Raw genomic sequence first — 18,349 nt, forward strand, 5'->3', positions numbered from 1 at the left:
GCGCCAAGGATATTTTAGGCTGGCATTAACCCTCTTCTGATGATGTAACACGAGGCAAATTCCATTCCCTATCAGGAGAGCGCGCATGGCCGGATCGGTTAACAAAGTCATCATCATCGGCAATCTGGGCCGCGACCCCGAGGTGCGCACATTCCAGAATGGCGGCAAAGTCTGCAATCTGCGCATCGCCACGTCCGAAAACTGGAAAGACAAAAGCACCGGGGAACGGCGCGAAAAAACCGAATGGCATTCGGTGGCGATTTTCAACGAGGGTCTTGTCAGAATTGCCGAGCAGTACCTGCGCAAAGGATCCAAGGTCTACATTGAAGGCCAACTTCAAACCCGCAAGTGGCAGGATCAGTCCGGTCAGGACCGGTATTCGACGGAAGTGGTGCTTCAGGGCTTCAACGGCAATTTGACAATGCTCGACGGCCGCAGCGAAGGCGGTGGCGGCGGCGGCGGTTATTCCGGCGGTGGCGGCGGATATGACGGCCCGGATGATCGCGGCGGACCATCATCGTCCGGCGGCGGAGGCAGCGCGCCCTCGCGTGATTTCGACGATGAAATCCCGTTCTAAGGGCGTCGCAAGCAAAACCTGAACCTGCCAAATGGCGTAAAGCAGTGCTTTACGCCATTTGTGCCGCCCCATTGCATCATCAACGCACGCGCACCAAAAACCCAACAGAGCGCATTCAGGCGGCGGTCCATCTGTGCGATCAGCTTGACGAAGCTCTGCCCCACCTTCACAAGCGGCGTATGGACAAATTCGAAGAACAGATAGCCCATCTTATCCGCGCGGTCGACGATCTGTCAGACATTGTCGCCCGGCAGGACAGTGAAATATCCGTCCTCAGCCGCCGTGTTGAAATGCTCATGCGCCGGGAGGGTGAGCGCGAGGCCGAGAGCGCCAGCGCCGTCACGATCGGCAACGAACGCCCCCCTCACTATTGAGCGCCCGAGATTTTTCGCGAAAAATCTCCACCCGGCCTCAGATGTCCTGCACATCCATGACGCCATCAAGGCTTTTGATCGCGCCCTTGATCTGCGGTGTCACCGGATAATCGCGCCCCGCGGACAGCTCCACCTCGCCCGGTAGCCCGTCCCCCATCAGGCAGAACCGGATCGGACCGGGCCGCGCGGCGCGCGCCGCCTCACCGGCGCCTTCCAGTACCCGCGCGACAGACGCAACGGCAGAAGGCGCGTCGACAAAAATCATCAGCCCCAGACTGCCCGCATCCGCCACAACGCCGTCAATCGGCGCCACAGCACGCGCGAGCAGCTTGAGCTGTTCAGACTCCATCGTCGCCTCGACCGTCACGACCACCTGCGCGCCTGTGTCGATATGCTCGCGCGATTTCTCCAGCGTTTCCGAGAACATGACCACCTCGTATCCACCTGTCGTATCGCTGAGCTGCACAAAGGCAAACCGATTGCCGCGCGCCGATTTGCGTTCCTGACGGCCCGCGACAATACCGGCCATCTTGACCACGCAGGGCGCGCGGGCCGCCTGGGTCATTACCTCGTCCAGCGTCTTGACCTGTTTGCGCTTCAGCGCCGCCATGTAATCGTCCAGCGGATGGCCTGACAAATAAAACCCGACGGCTTTGAACTCCTCGGTCAGGCGCTCGGCGGGCAGCCAGTCATCGACCGGGGGCAATCGCGGCTCTGGCAGATCCTCGCCCGCCTCACCGAACAGCGACACCTGCGCGGAGTTTTTCTGATCGTGGATCGCGGCCGAGTAATTCATCAATGGCTCGATCGCGTCGAAGACGCGGCGCCGATTACGGTCAATCTCATCGAATGCGCCGGACCGGGCCAGCATTTCCATCGGACGCTTGCCGATCCGCTTGATATCGACGCGCCGTGCAAAGTCATACAGCGTGGCAAAGGGTTTGCCGTCCCGTCCCGCGACAACCAGCTTCATCGCCTCGACACCGACATTCTTCAACGCGCCCAAACCATAGTGCAGCACGCCCGATTTCACCATGAACTGCGCGTCCGAGCGGTTGACGCAAGGCGGCGCCCACGGCAGGCCCAGCCCCTTTTTTACCTCTTCGAAATAGACCGACAGCTTGTCCGTCAGGTGAATATCGCAGTTCATCACCCCGGCCATGAACTCGGTCGGGTGGTTGGCCTTCAGCCATGCGGTCTGGTAGCTGACCACCGCATAGGCCGCCGCGTGGGATTTGTTGAAACCGTAATTTGCGAACTTGTCCAAGAGGTTCCAGACCTCCAGCGCCTTATCGTCATCGACACCGTTTTCCTTGGCGCCTGCAATGAATTTGGGCCGCTCGGCATCCATCGCCGCTTGGATCTTCTTGCCCATGGCGCGGCGCAACAGGTCCGCGCCGCCCAATGAATAGCCCGCCATTTCCTGCGCGATCTGCATCACCTGTTCCTGGTAAACGATGATGCCCTGCGTTTCGTCCAGGATATGGTCAATCGTCGGATGCAGCAGATCACGGTCCGAAATCTCGTTCTTTACCTCGCAGAATTTCGGGATATTCTCCATCGGGCCGGGACGGTAAAGCGCGACCAGCGCGATGATATCCTCGATGCAGTCCGGCTTCATCCGCTTGAGCGCGTCCATCATGCCCGAGCTTTCCACCTGGAACACGGCGACAGTCTTCGCCTTGGCATAAAGCGCGTAGGTCTTGGCGTCGTCCAGTGGGATCTGGCCGATATCGTTTTCCGCGCCCTCGAACGGCTCGTAAATCGTGCTGCCATCGGCGGCGGTGTGCAGATCGCGGCCCTCGCCGTGGATTTGGCTAATCGCGTTCTGGATCACCGTCAGGGTTTTCAGGCCGAGAAAGTCGAATTTGACCAGCCCCGCCTGCTCCACCCATTTCATGTTGAACTGGGTTGCGGGCATGTCCGAGCGCGGATCCTGATAGAGCGGCACCAATTCGTCCAGCGGGCGGTCGCCGATCACGACGCCTGCCGCGTGGGTCGACGCGTTGCGCAGCAGCCCCTCGACCTGCATGCCGTATTTCAGCAGCCGGTCGACGACCTCCTCGTTGCGGGCCTCTTCGCGCAGGCGGTCCTCCTGGATCAGCGCCTGTTGGATGCTGACGGGTTTGACACCCTCGACCGGGATCATTTTCGACAGCCGGTCCACCTGCCCGTAGGGCATCTGCAAAACGCGGCCGATGTCGCGCACCGCGGCCTTGGACAAGAGCGCGCCGAAGGTGATGATCTGGCCCACGCGGTCACGGCCATATTTTTCCTGAACGTAGTGAATCACCTCCTCGCGCCGGTCCATGCAGAAATCGATATCGAAGTCAGGCATGGATACGCGCTCGGGGTTAAGAAACCGTTCAAACAAAAGCGAATAGCGCAGCGGATCCAGGTCGGTGATGGTCAGCGCATAGGCGACAAGGCTGCCCGCGCCCGAGCCGCGCCCCGGTCCCACCGGAATATCGCGGTCCTTGGCCCATTTGATGAAATCGGCCACAATCAGGAAATAACCGGGAAAGCCCATCCCCTCGATGATGCCCAACTCGAAGTCCAGCCGCGCCTCGTACTCCTCGACACTGGTCGCGTGGGGGATGACCTTTAGCCGGTCGGCCAGCCCCAGCTTGGCCTGGCGGCGCAGTTCGACAACCTCGTCATCGGCAAATCTGGGCAGGATCGGGTCGCGCTTGTAGGCGCCGAACGCGCAACGCTTGGCAATTTCGACGGTGTTTTCAATCGCTTCGGGCAGGTCGGCAAACAGCGTTGCCATTTCGCGCGGCGTCTTGAAGTTGTGCTGCGGCGTCAGGCGGCGCCGCGGCGCGGATTGATCGACATAGGTGCCCTCCGCAACGCAGAGCATTGCGTCATGCGCCTCGTACATTTCGGCCTTGGGAAAATAGACGTCATTTGTTGCGACCAGCGGCAGCTCCATCGCATAGGCCATCTCGACAAGGCCGCGCTCGCTCTGGCGTTCGGCCTCGGGCAGGCCATCGTCGCCAGGGTGGCGTTGCAGCTCGACATAGAGCCGGTCGCCGTAAATCTCGGACAGTTGCCGCATCAGCGCCTCGGCAGCGGGGCGCTGGCCGCCGCGCAGCAGGCGCCCAACCGGGCCGTCAGGGCCGCCTGAGAGGCAAATCAGACCGGCAGAATTTTCGGCCAGATCGGTCCGGGTGACATGCGGCAGCGCGCCGTCACCGCGCAGGTAAAGGCAGGAGTTGAGCTTCATCAGATGCTCATATCCCTGCTCGTTCTGCGCCAGCAGGACGATGGGCGCGGGCGGTGGCACCCGCTCGCCCGGCGCGACATCGGTATAGGCCAGATCGATCTGGCAGCCCATGATCGGCTGGATACCCGCGCCCGCCGCGGAGACGGCGAATTCCAACGCGGCGAACATGTTGTTCGTGTCGGTCACCGCCACGGCAGGCATGTCTGCCTTGCGGCAGAGTTCCGGCAGGGATTTCAGGCGGATAGCCCCCTCAAGCAGGGAGTATTCGCTGTGAACGCGCAGGTGGATGAATCGGGCTGGATTGGACATGGCGGCACTTTAGGCCAGAGACCCGCATGCCGCCAGAGGGCAATCCGCCCTGCCCCCACGTCAGGCGCTGTAGGTCACCTGCCCGCCGCAGATCGTCACCATTGCGCGGGCCTTGTGGATTTGTTCCGGCGCGCAGGCCTCAAGGTCGCGGTCCATCACCACCACATCGCCCATCTGGCCCGGTGCCAGCTGCCCCTTGCGGCCCTCGTTGAACTCAACCCACGCGTTGCCGCTGGTGTAGGAGGCCAGCGTGTCCATCAGGCTTTGCGGGCGCACATCCCACAGGCCGCCGGGCTGATCCGGCGCGATGGCGCATTGGATGTTGCGCATCACATCGACCGGGATCACCGGCCAGTCGGTCGAGAAGATCACCGGCGCGCCGGTGTCGCGGATACGCTGCCACGCATAGGCATACGGGTACTGATCGTCATGCAGCAGCGTACCCTGCGGGACATCGGGAAAATAATCGCCCAGCGGTGAATGGCGCGGTTGCAGCGACGCGACCGCGCCCAAGGCATGGATGCGCGGCAGGTCGTCCGGGTGGATAAGCTCTATATGTTCGATCCGGTGGCGGGAATCGCGCGCGCCATTGGCGCGGCGCGCTGCCTCGAACCCGTCCAGCGTGCAGCGCGTTGCCAGATCGCCGATGGAATGGACGCTCAGTTGCAAGCCCATCGCGTCGGTGCGAATGCAAGCTTCGTTGAAATGGTTCGGCTCGAACACCGGCTCGCCCACCTGATCGGTGCCGGGATAGGGCCGCGTCATCATCGCCGTATGGGTGTCCAGCACGCCGTCCATGAACATCTTGACCCGGCCCGACCAGACCCGGTCGCCGGTGTAGCAGCGCTGCATTTCGGCGGCTTCCTCCAGCCGGTCCAGCGGATCGTAGTTTTTCAGATGAAACGGCACCTGCATGCGGCATTTCAGATCGCCTGCCGCGTCCAGATCGCTGAGCAGCTCCAGCTGGTAGAAATTGCCGTCCATATTGTGCATCGTGGTGATGCCGTGGCTGGCGGCATGGGCCAGACCGCGCGCCAGCAGGCGGCGGTCCGCGGCGCGCTCGGCCTCTGTCGCGGGCGGCTCCGGCTCGGCGCCGGTGACATAGCCCAGCATGTCGCGCCCGCCCGTGCGGCTGAGCTTCAAAACAGGGCCAAAGGCGCCGGTTTCCTGCAACTCGCCGGTGGCATTGCCGCCCGCCTCCATCACGATCACGCTGCCCTCGGGCACAGGCGCACCGTGCAGCAGGCCCGCCTGCCGCAGCGCCATGGTATTGGCCCAAAGTGTGTGAATATCGGGCGCCAGCAGCGCCAGCGGACGGTCCGGCAGGATCGCGTCCAGATCGTGCCGGGTCGGATTGCGCCCGTCCATCAGCCCGTAGGCGGTGCTGGTGCCCAGGATCATCGGCTCGTCCGGGTTGGCATCCGCGTAGGCGCGGATGGTTCGGGCGGCATCGCTTGCCGTCTCGACCCCCTCCATCGCCATGAATTCCAGCGCGGCCGCGCCTTGGAACAGATGCACATGACTGTCGATGAAACCGGGCAGCACCGTGCCGCCGCCGGCGTCAATCACCTGCGCGCCAGGCGCGGCCAGATCGCGGATGCCGGCCGTGCTGCCCACGGCCAGAACCACGCCGCCCGCCAGCGCGACCGCCTCGGCGCGGGGGTGCGCGGTGTCCATCGTCAGAACCTTGCCGTTCAGGATCACCAGATCCGCCTTGCCTGCCATGCTCCGCCTCCTTGGGGTGGGAATATCGCGCGCAGATTGCAGCACAGCGCGCGCGGCGTAAATACCTGCCGGGACACAAGCGGACGGCAAAGGGGTATTTACCTTGTCCGCGGGCGCGGCATAGGCTGACCCCCGAAGCGCGCGCCGGGAATCGAGCGCGCAGGCATAAAAACAGGCAGTTTACTGTGACAAGACAGGGGGATCGCATGGCGACCCAATCAGCGACGGCACAGCCAGACGCACACCGCCCAACCGCAGCAACCACGCATGAGGTGATGATCCACGCCGAAGGCGTGACCAAGACATTCGGGCATGGCAGCAGCCAGATCACCGCGCTGGACAACGTGACGGTGGATATCCGCAAGAACGAGTTTTTCACCCTTCTCGGCCCGTCGGGCTGCGGCAAGACCACGCTTTTGCGGCTGATCGCCGGATTTGACCTGCCCGATGCGGGCCAGATCCTGCTGGACGGTCAGGAAATCGGCCACCTGCCGCCCTACAAGCGGCCCGTGAACACGGTGTTCCAGTCCTACGCGCTGTTTCCGCATATGAGCGTGGCGCGCAACATCGGCTTTGGCCTGGAAATGCAGGGCCGTCCCAAATCCGAGATCAAGGACGCGACCGAAGAAATGCTGGCGCTGGTGCAGATGCAGCATCTGGCCGGCCGGCGCACGGACCAGCTGTCAGGCGGCCAGCAACAGCGCGTTGCACTGGCGCGCGCTCTGGCGCCCCGCCCCAAGGTGCTGCTGCTGGACGAGCCACTGTCCGCGCTGGATCTGAAGCTGCGCAAGGAAATGCAGATCGAGCTGAAGCGCCTTCAGGGCGAGACGGGCATCACCTTTGTTTTCGTCACCCACGATCAGGAAGAGGCGCTGACCATGTCCGACCGGATCGCCGTCATGCAGGCGGGCAGCATCCTTCAGGTGGGCGCGCCGAAAGAGATCTACAACAATCCCGCCCGCCGCTTCGTTGCTGATTTCATAGGCGATATCAATATTCTGGACGGCGACCTTGATGCAAAGGGTGAACGCGTGATCCTGCCCGGCGGTGCCTCGATCCGCGCGCTCCTGCCCGAGGGCGCCGCCCGCACCGGGCGCGTATCGGTTGCGATCCGCCCCGAGAATATGAACTTGACGGCACCCGATGCACCCGAGGCCGCCCTGACGGGCCGCGTGACCAACATCGTCTATTTCGGCGCGGGCCATAACGTGCATGTCGCGCTGGAGGGCGGCGGCGAGGTGCTGGTGCGGCGCGCGCAGACCGACGCGCAGATCGGTGCGCATGTGGGCCTGAGCGTGCCGGACGCCGTTCAGGTTCTGGTGGACTGATGGCCGATCTCACCTCCTCCAGCGCGGGGACGCGCCTTGCCGAGGCGCGCAGGCAGACCAGCGCCGCCGCGCGCCGTCGTCGCTGGCAGTTGCTGTCGCCTGCGATCGTCATCATCGCCGCCTTCGGGATTTTCCCGCTGACAATCACGCTGATCTATTCGTTTCTCAGCCCCGGCACCTATGGCGGCGTAAGGTGGGAGTTTTCCACGGATGCCTATGTGCAATTCCTGTTCGACCGGGACATTTTCGATGACACGCTGCAATTTTCCGCCACCTATCTCAGCATCTTTGGCCGCTCCATCGGGCTGGCCTTCGGCGCCACGGTCGGCGCGCTGCTGATCGGGTTCCCGACCGCGTATTTCATCGCCTCCAAACCGGCAAACCAGCGCAATCTGTGGCTGTTCCTGATTACACTGCCATTCTGGGTGAACCTGCTGATCCGCACCTATGCGATCCTGCTGATCATCCGGGATGAGGGGATCGTGAACATCTCCCTGATGTGGACCGGCCTGATCGACCAGCCCATCGGCATGCTGTACACCGATTACGCGGTGTTTGCCGGGCTGATCTACAGCTACCTGCCCTTCATGGTGCTGCCGCTTTATGCGTCGCTGGAGAAGCTGGATTTCCGGCTGGTCGAGGCGGCGTATGACCTTTACGCCAGCCGGTTTCAGGTGCTGCGCCATGTCATCATTCCGATGGCCAAACCCGGCATCGTGGCGGGGTGCATCCTTGTTTTCATCCCCGGCCTTGGCGCCTATATCACGCCCGAATTGCTGGGCGGTGGCAAGGAGCTGATGATCGGCAACCTGATCGCGTTGCAATTTGGCGGATCGCGCAACTGGCCGTTCGGATCGGCCGCCGCGCTGATCCTGCTGGTCGTTGTGATGGTGTCGCTGATCGTTTACGTCCGTTATTCCGGCAAGGAGGGCAGCAACCATGGCTAAGCCCACCCAGACCCCCGCCACCGTGGCCAGCCCCGACCCCGTTCCGCCACGCCGCCGCCGGATGAAGGATCTGCGCAAGCAGCCCGGCTTTGACACGATCGCGTGGATCTGCCTGTTCCTGCTTTATGCGCCGATCGCGGTGCTGATCGTGTTTTCGTTCAACGACAATCGCTCGGTCGTGAAATGGACCGAATTCAGCCTGCGCTGGTACAAGGCCGCGTTCGAAAATGATGGCATCCGCAAGGCGACGCTGATCTCGCTGCAAGTGGCCGCAGTTTCCACGATCTTTGCCACCACATTCGCCACCATGGCCGCGCTGGCCACTACGCGGGTGCGCGCCTTCAAGGGGCAGACGCTGGCCTATGCGGTCATCAACCAGCCGCTGATGGTGCCCGAAATCGTCACTGCCGTCTCGACCCTCGCGTTTTTCGGCATCATCAAGCAGGTGACAGGCATCAACGGCATCGGGTTCCTGATGCTGGCACATACCGTGTTCTGCATCCCGTTCGCCTATATGCCGATCCGCGCGCGGCTGGAGGATATGAACCTGTCGCTGGAGCAGGCGGCGGCCGACCTTTATGCGACCCCCGTTCAGGTGTTCCGCAAGGTCACGCTTCCCCTGATGGCACCGGGGATCGTGGCGGGGGGCATGCTGGCCTTTGTGGTGTCGCTGGATGATGTTATCATCACGCTGCTGGTTGCCGGCCCTGGCGAGACGACGCTGCCGGTCTATATCCTCGGCCAGATCCGGCGCGGCATCACGCCCGAAATCAACGCCGTCTCGACCGTGCTTCTGGGTCTGTCGGTTGTGCTGGTTTCGATCTTTTTCCTGATAGGCAACAAAAAGCGGACGTAAAACCCGCAATATACCAACCCAACCGGAGGACTGTTATGATGAAAAGAACCACCCCCACACTGGCCGCCAGCCTTGCCGCTGCCGTGGCGCTTGCCGGGTCCGCATCGGCCGAGGGCAAGCTGAACATCTACAACTGGGGCAACTACACCAACCCCAAGCTGATCGAGAAATTCGAGAAAGAGTATAACGTCGAGGTCACGCAGGACGAATACGACAGCAACGAAATCATGCTGGCCAAGGTCCGCGAAGGCAACAGCGGCTATGACATCGTTGTCCCCAGCGATTCCACCGTCCCGGTGATGATCGATCAGGGCCTGCTGGCCGAGGTCAAGCCGAACGAGATGGAAAATTACGGCAACATGGATCCCCGCTGGATCGATGTCTACTGGGACGAGGGGCGCAACTATACCGTGCCATGGCTCTGGGGCACCACCGCGCTGACCGTCGACACGGCCGTTTATGATGGCGAGCTGGACAGCTTGTCGCTGCTGTTCGAGCCGCCGGAGGAGCTGAAGGGCCGCATCAACATGCTGAACGACATGGGCGAGGTGATCAACGCCGCGCTGCGCTACAAGGGCTATGAGCGCTGCAACTCCAACACCGACGAGCTTCGCGACGTGACCGAGTTGATGATCAGCGCCAAACAGCATTGGCGCACCATGGATTATGCCACGATTGAAAAACTGACGTCGGGCGATGTGGACGCCAGCCACAGCTATAACGGCGCCGCGATCCGGTCGCGCGACCAGCGCCCGACGCTGCAATATGTCTATCCCAAGGAAGGGTTTACCGGCTGGATGGACAACGTCGCCGTGCTGGCCGATGCGCCCAACATGGAAAACGCCAAGCTGTTCATGAACTTCCTGATGGAACCGGAAAATGCGGCGCTGCTGTCGAACTTTGCCCGCTATGCCAACGGCATCACCGGCAGCGAGGAATTCATGGATGACGACATCCGCGATGCACCGGAAATCGTGCTGCCCGCAGATGCACCGACGCCGGATTTCGTCCGTCCCTGCCCGCAGGAAGTGACCGATATGTACAACCGCATCTGGACGAAGCTGAAGCAATAAGGCATTGCCACGTCAGGCGGGGCGTGCAGACTGTACGCCCCGCCCCTGTTTTTCGAGCGCACCGCGCCCATCCCCGAGGATATCCCGAACATGTCAGTCCCCGCCGCCCCCGTCCCTGCGCCGATTCCGATGACCGCGCGCGAGCAAGGCATCATGGAAGGCTTCCCGCCCGCCCCTGACAAGATCCCCGGCCCCACCACCTGGGACATGCCGCCCTTCAACCGCTGGTCGTTCCAGCACATACGAGAGCTGTTCCCGACGACCGAGGTGCGGCGCGGCACCGGCCCGGTGCGCGATCTGCCCGCCGCCCCGCAGGAGCGTCTGGGCGATGTCGCCTTCAAGGCGATGTCCGGCGAGACGACCACAATCGACGACTGGCTGGCGCACAGCTACACAGACGGGTTTCTGGTGATGAGCCGGGGCAAGGTCGTCACCGAACAGTATTTCAACGACATGGAGGGGCACACCCCGCACCTGTCGCAATCTGTCGCCAAATCGGTCGTCGGCACGCTGGCCGGCGTTCTGCATGGCGAGGGCGCGCTGGATCTGCACGCCCCCATCCTGGACCTGATCCCCGAGCTGGGCAAATCGGGCTATGCCGGCGCCACCGTGGGCCAGGTTCTGGACATGCGCAGCGGCACGCGGTTCACCGAGGATTACAACACGCCCGGTTCGGACATGACCCGGATCGACATCGCCAGCGGCTGGCGCCCGCCCGTACCGGGCGAGCCTGTGCCGACCATCCGCGAGGTGATCCAGTCCCTGCCCGCCGAGCGCGAGCATGGCGAGGCGTTCAAATACCGCTCGATCGAAACCGATGTCGTCGCCTGGGCGCTGGAGCGCGCGGGCGGCCAATCGCTGGCTCATATGCTGTCAGACCGCATCTGGCAGCATATCGGCGCCGAGCGCGACGGGTATTTTACCGTCGACGGGGCCGGCACCGCACTGGCCGATGGGGGCTTCAACGCGGTGCTGCGCGACTATGCCCGCTTTGGCCTGATGATGCTGGAGGGGGGCGCCGTGAATGGCAAGCAGGTCGTGCCCGAGGCATGGGTGCGCGCCTGCGCGCGCGGCGATACCGCCTCCTTCGGCGAGCCGTATACGGCCACGTCGCCGCATGGCGCCTACAGCAATCAATGGTGGATCCATGACGCCAAGCGCGGCGATTTCATGGCGCGGGGCGTGTTTGGCCAGCTGATCTATCTGGACCCGCAGACCGAGTTCATGGCTGTCAAACTGTCCACCTGGCCCGATTTCCTGATCCACAGCTACACCGTGGACATGCTTTCTGCCGTCACCACCATCCGCGACGCGCTGGCCGAATCCGAGGCCAGCCCAAAGAAGTTTACCGATTTCCTGCGCCGCCGCTGATACGGCTCGCAACGCGATCCGGATACGAAAAGAGGCACCCGGATTGGGTGCCTCTTCTGCTTTCAAAATCAGGCTTCGGGCTTAATCCGGCAGCGCGCCGCAGAACCCGCCGGAAGGCGCCGCGCCGGACCCCAGCGCGAACACCGATGGCGCCGTGTAAGGGTTCGGCGGCGATGCGGTCACGTCCAGCCCGATCACCAGCAAAATAACGGCCAGTGCGGCATATGCGATGATACGGCGGCTCATGTACGTGGCTCCAGTCCCAGACGCGGGCGCAGCCCGACGCCGACCCAGCTGCCCGCGAAGGCGGCGGCAAACCAGACCCAGCCATGCAAACTGCCGGTCGAGATACCCGAGAAGAACGCGCCCACATTACAGCCAAAGGCCAGCCGCGACGAATAGCCCAGCAGCAGACCGGCAACCACCGTCGCCACCCATGCGCGCGCCGGCAGCGAGGGCAGCGGCGCCGACAGGCCCCCCGCGCGCCAGTTGGCAATCAAAAATGCCCCGGCGATCAGCCCGAAATTTGTCAGCGATGTGTAATCCGTCAGCACGCTCGCGGCCACGCGGCCCTGATTGCCCGGCGCCGACCAGAACGCCGATCCGCCCAGATCGGCCCCGGCCGCCACCGCGCCCTTGGCCACCCACAGGCCCAGCCCGTAGACCACGCCCCAGGGCTGCCCGGCGACCAGCAGGTTGCCAATCGCGAATACCGCCAGCAGCAGCGCCGCGATAATCAGCCGCCCCGGTATCCGCCGCGTACCGGGCGCCGCGCGCCACAGCAAAAACGCCGCCACCGCCGCCAGCAGCACCAGCGTAATGGCCAACCCCTGACCGCCGCGAAACACGATGATCGGCAGCCTGCCCAGCTCGGTCCACCAGACCAGACCATAGGCCGCCAGAAAGCTGCCGATGGCGAAAAACGGCAGCGCCAGCAGGCCCACCGGATTGCCGCTGCCCGCATTGACCAACGTGCCGGACCCGCAGCCCAGCACCACCTGCATCGCCCCGCCAAAGACAAATGCGCCGCCGATCATGGCAAAGCCCACGGGTGCCTCGGCGCCCGCCAGTTCGCCCGCATGGCTTTGCAGCAAGGGGATCGCGACGATGGCCACCAGACCAATCGACAGCAGCTGCGCCAGAATACCCGCCGGATCGCGCCGCAGGATCATCGCCCGCCACGGCCCGGCAAAGCCAAACCGCAGCCCCTCCAGCGTCATGCCAAGGCCAAGGCCGATGGCCAGCATCAGCCCGAACCGCGGCCCGGCCAGCGCCGCCACCATGACCACCGCAACCAGCGCCGCGATCACCAGCACGCCGCGCGAAAATGCGCGGCCCCATGGACCGCGCACAGATGTATATTGGACTGTATCAGACATCAGTTCGGCGTGATTTTGTTCATTAGGTTCTGGAACAGGCCCGGCACATTCTCCATCTCGTTATCGGTTTTGGAGTAGCCTACCATCGAGTCGGGATATAGCTTGACGTTAGGCACGCCCGCCAGTTCGGACATCGCGAACCAGTCGGTCGCGGCCCAATGGCCGGTGTTGCAAAACGATACGATCTCGGCGTCGTCGCGCAGGCCAAGCGTAGTCATCAGCTTGGACGCACCGGCGCTGTCCATGATGGCGTTGCCATCCTCGAACCAGACCGAATGGGTTACGTTTTGCGCCCCCGGCAGCGTACCGGGACGCTCTGCCGCGCCATGGGCCTCGCGACCTTCAAAGAAACTGGCCGGGCGGGCATCCACAAGAACCGCATCCCGGTCGCCCCGGACCGCGGCGGCGACGTCATCGGTATCGGCCAGCCATTCATCGGAAAACGTGATGTCGATAGCGGACGGCACCGGCTGCGATGCGGCAGTGTCAAGCGGCAGGTTCGCCGCTTCCCACGCGGTCATGCCGCCATTCAGGATGGCCAGTTGGGTCAGTCCCGATGACTTCAGGGTCCAATACACCCGCGCAGCGGCGCCGAAATCCGTGTCGCTGTTGCCCTCATGCACGATGGCAACAGGCTGCTCAAAGGTCACGCCCAGACTTTGAAGCGTTGCCTCAAGCTGGTCCTCGGGCACCAGCTGACCGGGGTTCTCTGCCGGGCCGCGAAACGCGCTGTAGGGCGCTGAAACGGCGCCGGGAATATGCCCCTCGGCAAAGGCGTCGCCGCGAATATCCAGGATCAGGGGCGCGTTGCCGGACAGCCCCGCATTCAGCGCGTCGGGCGCGATCAGCGGGCCAAAATCATTCTGGGCAAGGCCAGCAGTGCCGTAGATGGCGACGGCCAGCGCGGCGATGGTGAAAAACTTCATGGGGGCACCTCGGATTGGCAGAAAGGTTGTTCATTTCTGATCCCCATGTCGGCCGGATCCGGCCCCAAGGCAAGGGGCGGCCGAACGCAAAGGCCGGCGCGATATGTCAGAAATTCGCATCCTGTGAGGATCATCAAACACCCAGCCAGCCTTAGCGTGCCTGTTTGGAATAATTTCCCCAACATGACGCATATTTGCTTAATATTTTCTTTTCCGCGCCCCGTTTTCCCAACTTTTCAGAAAGTAGTGCGCCAGGATGCGCATTTGAAAACCCCACCCTTCAGACAATTTTTAATGCCGATTGCATACCCTCTAAACCCGGCTCCCGCTAAGCCTTCTTGAAATCCGTGCTCCCCTCCTTTGAGGTTCATGTGCAGGTGGCACGCTCCCTTGGCGGACCCCTCTTGCACTTGAATTATACAAATATTCTGCGCCGTCATTAACGGAATATTTGCTAAATGCGGTCCTAACTACGCTTGATGGACATTGATTTCAGCCCGCAGGATAAAATGCGCAACCTGCCCGGCACAGCGCTGCAACAATGCGGCACATATGCAGATGTCATGGTGGCGTTCGGTTGTGACGCCGTGCTGGCCGACATGTATAAGTCAGGCACGCTGCTGGGCCGCGCGCGTATCTACCTGCGCCGGTTTGGCCCGCTGCGCATGGCGTGGCTGCCGCGCGGACCGGTCTGGACAGATGCCGCCACGCCGGTGCTGCAACGCCGCGCGCTGGCCGCGCTACCCCGCGCCGCGCCGTGGCGCGCCATTTGGGCAGTCGGAAGCGACGCAAATACGGGCCGGCGCGGCCTGCCTGTTGCGCGCGGATGCACCATGGCCGAACTTGACCTGACCCCCTGCGCCGCAGATCGCCGCGCCGCGCAACATGGCAAATGGCGCAACCGTTTGAAACGCGCCGAAGAAGCGGGCCTGCGTATTTCTGCACGCAGGCTGAACCTGCGCCGGGATGTCACCCTGCTGGCCTGCGAGACAGCACAGCAGCGGGCGCGAGGATATGCCGCCCTGCCCCCTGCATTTACGGAAAATTGGACCAAAATAGCCCCGGATCACACGCTTATCCTTACTGCCGAGGAAAATGGCATATCGCTTGGTTTCATGCTGATGCTGCTGCACGCGCCGATTGCCACCTATCACATCGGCTGGACCGGGCCGCGCGGGCGGGCCTTGAACGTGCATAACCTGCTGTTCTGGCGGGCATCACAGGATCTGGCGACGCGCGGCTATGCCAGGCTTGATCTGGGCCACGCGGATTTCAAGCGCACGCCGGGTCTTGCACGGTTCAAAATGGGCAGCGGCGCGGCGGCGAAAACACTGGGGCCGACGACGCTTTGCCTGTGACTTGCGCCCCTCGCCCCTTGCTCAATCCCGCCTGCAATCCCATTTGCCTCTGGTAAAATGCGCCCATAGCCTATAGGGCGCCAGAAAAACCCCAAGGAATGACCCGAATGGACCTTCGCAATATCGCGATTATCGCCCACGTTGACCACGGCAAAACCACGCTGGTGGACGAGCTACTGAAACAATCAGGCGCCTTCCGCGCCAATCAGGCCGTGGACGAGCGTGCGATGGACAGCAATGATCTGGAGCGCGAGCGCGGCATCACGATCTTTGCCAAGCCGACCTCGGTCGAGTGGAAGGGCAAGCGCATCAACATCGTCGACACGCCCGGCCACGCCGATTTCGGCGGCGAGGTGGAGCGTATCCTGAGCATGGTCGACGGTGTTGTCCTGCTGGTCGACGCTGCCGAAGGCCCGATGCCGCAGACAAAATTCGTGACGTCCAAGGCACTTGCCCTTGGCCTGCGCCCGATTGTCGTGCTGAACAAGGTCGATAAATCCGACGCCGAACCTGACCGCGCGCTGGACGAATGCTTTGATCTGTTCGCCAGCCTGGGCGCCGATGATGACCAGCTGGATTTCCCGCATATGTACGCGTCGGGTCGCTCTGGCTGGGCCGATCATACGCTGGACGGTCCGCGCAAGGATCTGAGCGCGCTCTATCAGCTGATCGTCGATCACGTGCCCGCCCCCAAGCAGGTCAAGCGTCAGGACGAAGATTTCCGCATGCTGGCGACCACGCTGGGCGCCGACCCCTTTGTCGGGCGCCTGCTGACCGGCCGCGTCGAATCGGGCAAGCTGAAGGTCGGCGCGACCGTGCAGGCGCTCAGCCGCATTGGCCAGAAGATCGAACAGTTCCGCGTTACCCGCATTCAGGCGTTCCGCGGCCTTGCCTCCCAGGACATCGAAGAGGCGCAGGCCGGCGATATCGTCAGCCTCGCCGGCATGTCCAAGGCGACCGTGGCCGACACGATCTGCGCGCTGGCAGTGGACGAGCCGCTGGAGGCGCGCCCGATCGATCCGCCCACGATCACGGTGACCTTCGGCATCAATGACAGCCCGCTGGCCGGGCGAGATGGCAAAAAGGTGCAAAGCCGCGTCATCCGCGACCGCCTGATGAAAGAGGCCGAGTCGAACGTCGCCATCAAGATTTCGGACACCCCCGGCGGCGAAGCGTTCGAAGTGGCCGGCCGCGGCGAATTGCAGATGGGCGTTCTGATCGAAAACATGCGCCGCGAAGGGTTCGAACTGAGCATCAGCCGCCCGCAGGTCGTCCTGCGCGAAGGCCCCGACGGCGAGCGGCTGGAGCCGATCGAAGAAGTCACCATCGACGTGGATGACGAATATTCGGGCGCCGTGATCGAAAAGCTGACCAGCACCCGCAAGGGTGAAATGACCGAAATGAAACCTGCCGGCGCGGGCAAGACTCGCATCATCGCGCATGTCCCATCACGCGGGCTGATCGGTTATCATGGTGAATTCCTGACCGATACGCGCGGCACTGGCGTTTTGAACCGGGTGTTTCACAGCTGGGCACCGCACAAGGGACCGATTCCCGGTCGCCGTGCCGGCGTTCTGATTTCGATGGAAAACGGCGAATCCGTCGCCTACGCCCTGTGGAACCTTGAGGATCGCGGTCGTATGTTCATCGGTCCACAGGCCAAGATCTACACCGGCATGATCATCGGCGAGCATAGCCGCGAGAATGATCTGGAAGTGAACCCGCTCAAGGGCAAGAAGCTGACCAACGTGCGCGCCTCCGGCACGGACGAGGCCGTGCGCCTGACCACCCCCATCGAGATGAGCCTGGAACAGGCCATTGCCTATATCGACGATGATGAACTGGTCGAAGTCACGCCCAACGCCATCCGCCTGCGCAAGCGCCACCTGGACCCGCACGAGCGCAAGCGGGCATCGAAATCAGCCTGAAACCAATCGGTTACAGATAAGTCTTAAAGAAATACATCAAGGTGTCCGGGAGTTTTCTCTCGGGCACCTTTTCCAATTTTCGGGCGCAAATGCGACCGTGTGCGGGGTCACTGCTTGCAAACGACTTCGCGCATCAGCACGTGTTCGGCCTCAACCAGTGTTTTGTCTTCGCGGTATATCGCGGGATACTCCAGCAACAGGACCAGACCGTTACGGCGCACATATTGGCGGGAGGTCTCTTTGACCAGCACCTTCTTGACGTCATAGCGCGCGGGTACGGTGACTTCCTTGTAGCAGGCAACGACCCGCGCCTTGTCAGCCACGGCGCCCGGCGCCGTGGTCAGCAGCGCGAGGCATGCAACGGCCCCGATTTTAACCATATTCATACGGCTCTCCTCAATGGCGACCATGCCAGCGGGTGCGCGGACATGCGAGAGGCAGGGTGCGCGCCGAATATGGCAAAAATGGGATCGAGGGATGTTGGTTAATGGGCGCGAGACTTTTTATGCCGCCCGATGCGGAATGCGCGGGCGTCCGCGCATTCCGTGATCATGACGTTCAGCGGCAGGCGGCCTCACGCAGGACGTAATGACCGGCCTTCGCCAGCGACCGTTTTTCCATGTAAACCGGTGCATAGTACATCTCGACCATCTGGCCATTCGAATGCACCCACTTTTTATGCGCAGGATGCTCCAGGACCTTCTTGGTGTGGTAGGTCGCAGGTGTTGATTGTCATTGAGAACTGACCCGGCACCAGCAGAAATTGTCATTGAGAATTGACCCATGTGCAACCTTGCCGCGGCTTGAATCAGCTGGGGGCGCATGGAGTGATAGACATGGGATTTTTGAGGGTAATTCGGAAATGGGCACTGCGGGATAAGATGCCTATTCGCGAGATCGCGCGGCGGACGGGCGTATCTCGCAACACGATCAAGAAGTATCTGCGGGAGGGGATTGTTGAACCTGCAT

16 protein-coding genes are annotated in these 18,349 nt (G+C 62.6%); 10 read left to right on the forward strand and 6 right to left on the reverse strand.

From position 1 onward, the window contains the following. The first annotated feature begins 85 nt into the window (after positions 1-85). Together DQ230_RS02460 and DQ230_RS02465 are read left to right on the forward strand one after the other, a co-directional pair. Positions 86-577: a single-stranded DNA-binding protein gene (locus DQ230_RS02460; protein WP_113910907.1), complete on the forward strand. Its 492-nt coding sequence runs from the start codon at positions 86-88 to the stop codon at positions 575-577. A 179-nt stretch (positions 578-756) separates the two neighbouring features. Next, positions 757-951 carry a SlyX family protein gene (locus DQ230_RS02465; RefSeq protein WP_113910936.1) on the forward strand — a complete coding sequence of 65 codons (195 nt, stop codon included), beginning with the start codon at positions 757-759 and terminating at the stop codon, positions 949-951. A 37-nt stretch (positions 952-988) separates the two neighbouring features. On the opposite strand, the gene dnaE is transcribed toward DQ230_RS02465, so the two are convergent. Continuing rightward, entirely contained in the window at positions 989-4,489 is a 3,501-nt protein-coding gene (gene dnaE, locus DQ230_RS02470) for a DNA polymerase III subunit alpha (RefSeq protein ID WP_113910908.1), read from the reverse strand. Between the two features lie 60 nt (positions 4,490-4,549). After that, positions 4,550-6,214: an amidohydrolase gene (locus tag DQ230_RS02475; RefSeq protein ID WP_113910909.1), complete on the reverse strand. Its 1,665-nt coding sequence runs from the start codon at positions 6,212-6,214 to the stop codon at positions 4,550-4,552. Positions 6,215-6,489: 275 nt separating this feature from the next. Here DQ230_RS02475 and DQ230_RS02480 point away from each other — a divergent pair, with 275 nt between their 5' ends. The 5 genes from DQ230_RS02480 (at position 6,490) to DQ230_RS02500 (ending at position 11,789) form a co-directional block, all read left to right on the forward strand. Continuing rightward, positions 6,490-7,542 carry an ABC transporter ATP-binding protein gene (locus tag DQ230_RS02480; RefSeq protein ID WP_113910937.1) on the forward strand — a complete coding sequence of 351 codons (1,053 nt, stop codon included), beginning with the start codon at positions 6,490-6,492 and terminating at the stop codon, positions 7,540-7,542. Further along, entirely contained in the window at positions 7,542-8,489 is a 948-nt protein-coding gene (locus DQ230_RS02485; protein ID WP_113910910.1) for an ABC transporter permease, read from the forward strand. The genes DQ230_RS02480 and DQ230_RS02485 overlap by 1 nt, the downstream gene beginning before the upstream one ends. Before the next feature lie 61 nt (positions 8,490-8,550). Further along, positions 8,551-9,345 carry an ABC transporter permease gene (locus DQ230_RS02490; protein ID WP_113910938.1) on the forward strand — a complete coding sequence of 265 codons (795 nt, stop codon included), beginning with the start codon at positions 8,551-8,553 and terminating at the stop codon, positions 9,343-9,345. A gap of 38 nt (positions 9,346-9,383) precedes the next feature. Continuing rightward, a complete protein-coding gene (locus DQ230_RS02495) occupies positions 9,384-10,418 on the forward strand; it encodes an extracellular solute-binding protein (protein ID WP_113910939.1) in 1,035 nt (344 codons plus the stop codon). Between the two features lie 90 nt (positions 10,419-10,508). Continuing rightward, on the forward strand, positions 10,509-11,789 hold the full coding sequence (locus DQ230_RS02500; protein ID WP_203227981.1) for a serine hydrolase domain-containing protein: 1,281 nt from the start codon (positions 10,509-10,511) through the stop codon (positions 11,787-11,789). An 81-nt stretch (positions 11,790-11,870) separates the two neighbouring features. On the opposite strand, the gene DQ230_RS17010 is transcribed toward DQ230_RS02500, so the two are convergent. From DQ230_RS17010 to DQ230_RS02510, 3 genes are read right to left on the reverse strand one after another with little or no spacing between them, the layout of a single operon-like run. Further along, positions 11,871-12,035, reverse strand: a complete 165-nt coding sequence (locus tag DQ230_RS17010; protein WP_162497333.1) for a hypothetical protein — start codon at positions 12,033-12,035, stop codon at positions 11,871-11,873. Next, on the reverse strand, positions 12,032-13,168 hold the full coding sequence (locus tag DQ230_RS02505) for a YeeE/YedE family protein (RefSeq protein ID WP_113910911.1): 1,137 nt from the start codon (positions 13,166-13,168) through the stop codon (positions 12,032-12,034). Before DQ230_RS02505 ends, DQ230_RS17010 begins: the two co-directional genes overlap by 4 nt. Further along, complete coding sequence (locus tag DQ230_RS02510) at positions 13,168-14,094, reverse strand: sulfurtransferase (protein WP_113910912.1); 927 nt, start codon at positions 14,092-14,094, stop codon at positions 13,168-13,170. Before DQ230_RS02510 ends, DQ230_RS02505 begins: the two co-directional genes overlap by 1 nt. 479 nt (positions 14,095-14,573) lie before the next feature. Between DQ230_RS02510 and DQ230_RS02515 the strand changes: the two genes are divergently transcribed. Together DQ230_RS02515 and typA are read left to right on the forward strand one after the other, a co-directional pair. Next, positions 14,574-15,452 (forward strand): GNAT family N-acetyltransferase, encoded by an 879-nt coding sequence (locus tag DQ230_RS02515; RefSeq protein WP_113910913.1) that lies wholly within the window; start codon positions 14,574-14,576, stop codon positions 15,450-15,452. Positions 15,453-15,559: 107 nt separating this feature from the next. Next, positions 15,560-17,380 (forward strand): translational GTPase TypA, encoded by a 1,821-nt coding sequence (gene typA / locus DQ230_RS02520; RefSeq protein WP_113910914.1) that lies wholly within the window; start codon positions 15,560-15,562, stop codon positions 17,378-17,380. Positions 17,381-17,487: 107 nt separating this feature from the next. On the opposite strand, the gene DQ230_RS02525 is transcribed toward typA, so the two are convergent. Beyond that, positions 17,488-17,766 (reverse strand): hypothetical protein, encoded by a 279-nt coding sequence (locus tag DQ230_RS02525; RefSeq protein ID WP_113910915.1) that lies wholly within the window; start codon positions 17,764-17,766, stop codon positions 17,488-17,490. Between the two features lie 450 nt (positions 17,767-18,216). Here DQ230_RS02525 and DQ230_RS02530 point away from each other — a divergent pair. Continuing rightward, on the forward strand, positions 18,217-18,349 hold a 133-nt coding region (locus tag DQ230_RS02530), incomplete at its 3' end, for a helix-turn-helix domain-containing protein (RefSeq protein ID WP_113910449.1).

The sequence above is a fragment of the Roseovarius dicentrarchi genome (genome assembly GCF_003316635.1).
GTDB lineage: Bacteria > Pseudomonadota > Alphaproteobacteria > Rhodobacterales > Rhodobacteraceae > Roseovarius > Roseovarius dicentrarchi.

Excerpts from the sequence above, each read along its gene's own strand:
- DQ230_RS02505 (WP_113910911.1), bottom strand. The coding sequence starts at position 13,168 with ATGTCTGATACAGTCCAATATACATCTGTGCGCGGTCCATGGGGCCGC.
- DQ230_RS02460 (WP_113910907.1), top strand. The coding sequence starts at position 86 with ATGGCCGGATCGGTTAACAAAGTCATCATCATCGGCAATCTGGGCCGC.
- DQ230_RS02495 (WP_113910939.1), top strand. The coding sequence starts at position 9,384 with ATGAAAAGAACCACCCCCACACTGGCCGCCAGCCTTGCCGCTGCCGTG.
- DQ230_RS02525 (WP_113910915.1), bottom strand. The coding sequence starts at position 17,766 with ATGAATATGGTTAAAATCGGGGCCGTTGCATGCCTCGCGCTGCTGACC.
- DQ230_RS02485 (WP_113910910.1), top strand. The coding sequence starts at position 7,542 with ATGGCCGATCTCACCTCCTCCAGCGCGGGGACGCGCCTTGCCGAGGCG.
- DQ230_RS02480 (WP_113910937.1), top strand. The coding sequence starts at position 6,490 with ATGATCCACGCCGAAGGCGTGACCAAGACATTCGGGCATGGCAGCAGC.
- DQ230_RS02510 (WP_113910912.1), bottom strand. The coding sequence starts at position 14,094 with ATGAAGTTTTTCACCATCGCCGCGCTGGCCGTCGCCATCTACGGCACT.
- dnaE (WP_113910908.1), bottom strand. The coding sequence starts at position 4,489 with ATGTCCAATCCAGCCCGATTCATCCACCTGCGCGTTCACAGCGAATAC.
- DQ230_RS02465 (WP_113910936.1), top strand. The coding sequence starts at position 757 with ATGGACAAATTCGAAGAACAGATAGCCCATCTTATCCGCGCGGTCGAC.
- DQ230_RS02490 (WP_113910938.1), top strand. The coding sequence starts at position 8,551 with ATGAAGGATCTGCGCAAGCAGCCCGGCTTTGACACGATCGCGTGGATC.
- typA (WP_113910914.1), top strand. The coding sequence starts at position 15,560 with ATGGACCTTCGCAATATCGCGATTATCGCCCACGTTGACCACGGCAAA.
- DQ230_RS02475 (WP_113910909.1), bottom strand. The coding sequence starts at position 6,214 with ATGGCAGGCAAGGCGGATCTGGTGATCCTGAACGGCAAGGTTCTGACG.
- DQ230_RS17010 (WP_162497333.1), bottom strand. The coding sequence starts at position 12,035 with ATGAGCCGCCGTATCATCGCATATGCCGCACTGGCCGTTATTTTGCTG.
- DQ230_RS02500 (WP_203227981.1), top strand. The coding sequence starts at position 10,509 with ATGTCAGTCCCCGCCGCCCCCGTCCCTGCGCCGATTCCGATGACCGCG.
- DQ230_RS02515 (WP_113910913.1), top strand. The coding sequence starts at position 14,574 with ATGGACATTGATTTCAGCCCGCAGGATAAAATGCGCAACCTGCCCGGC.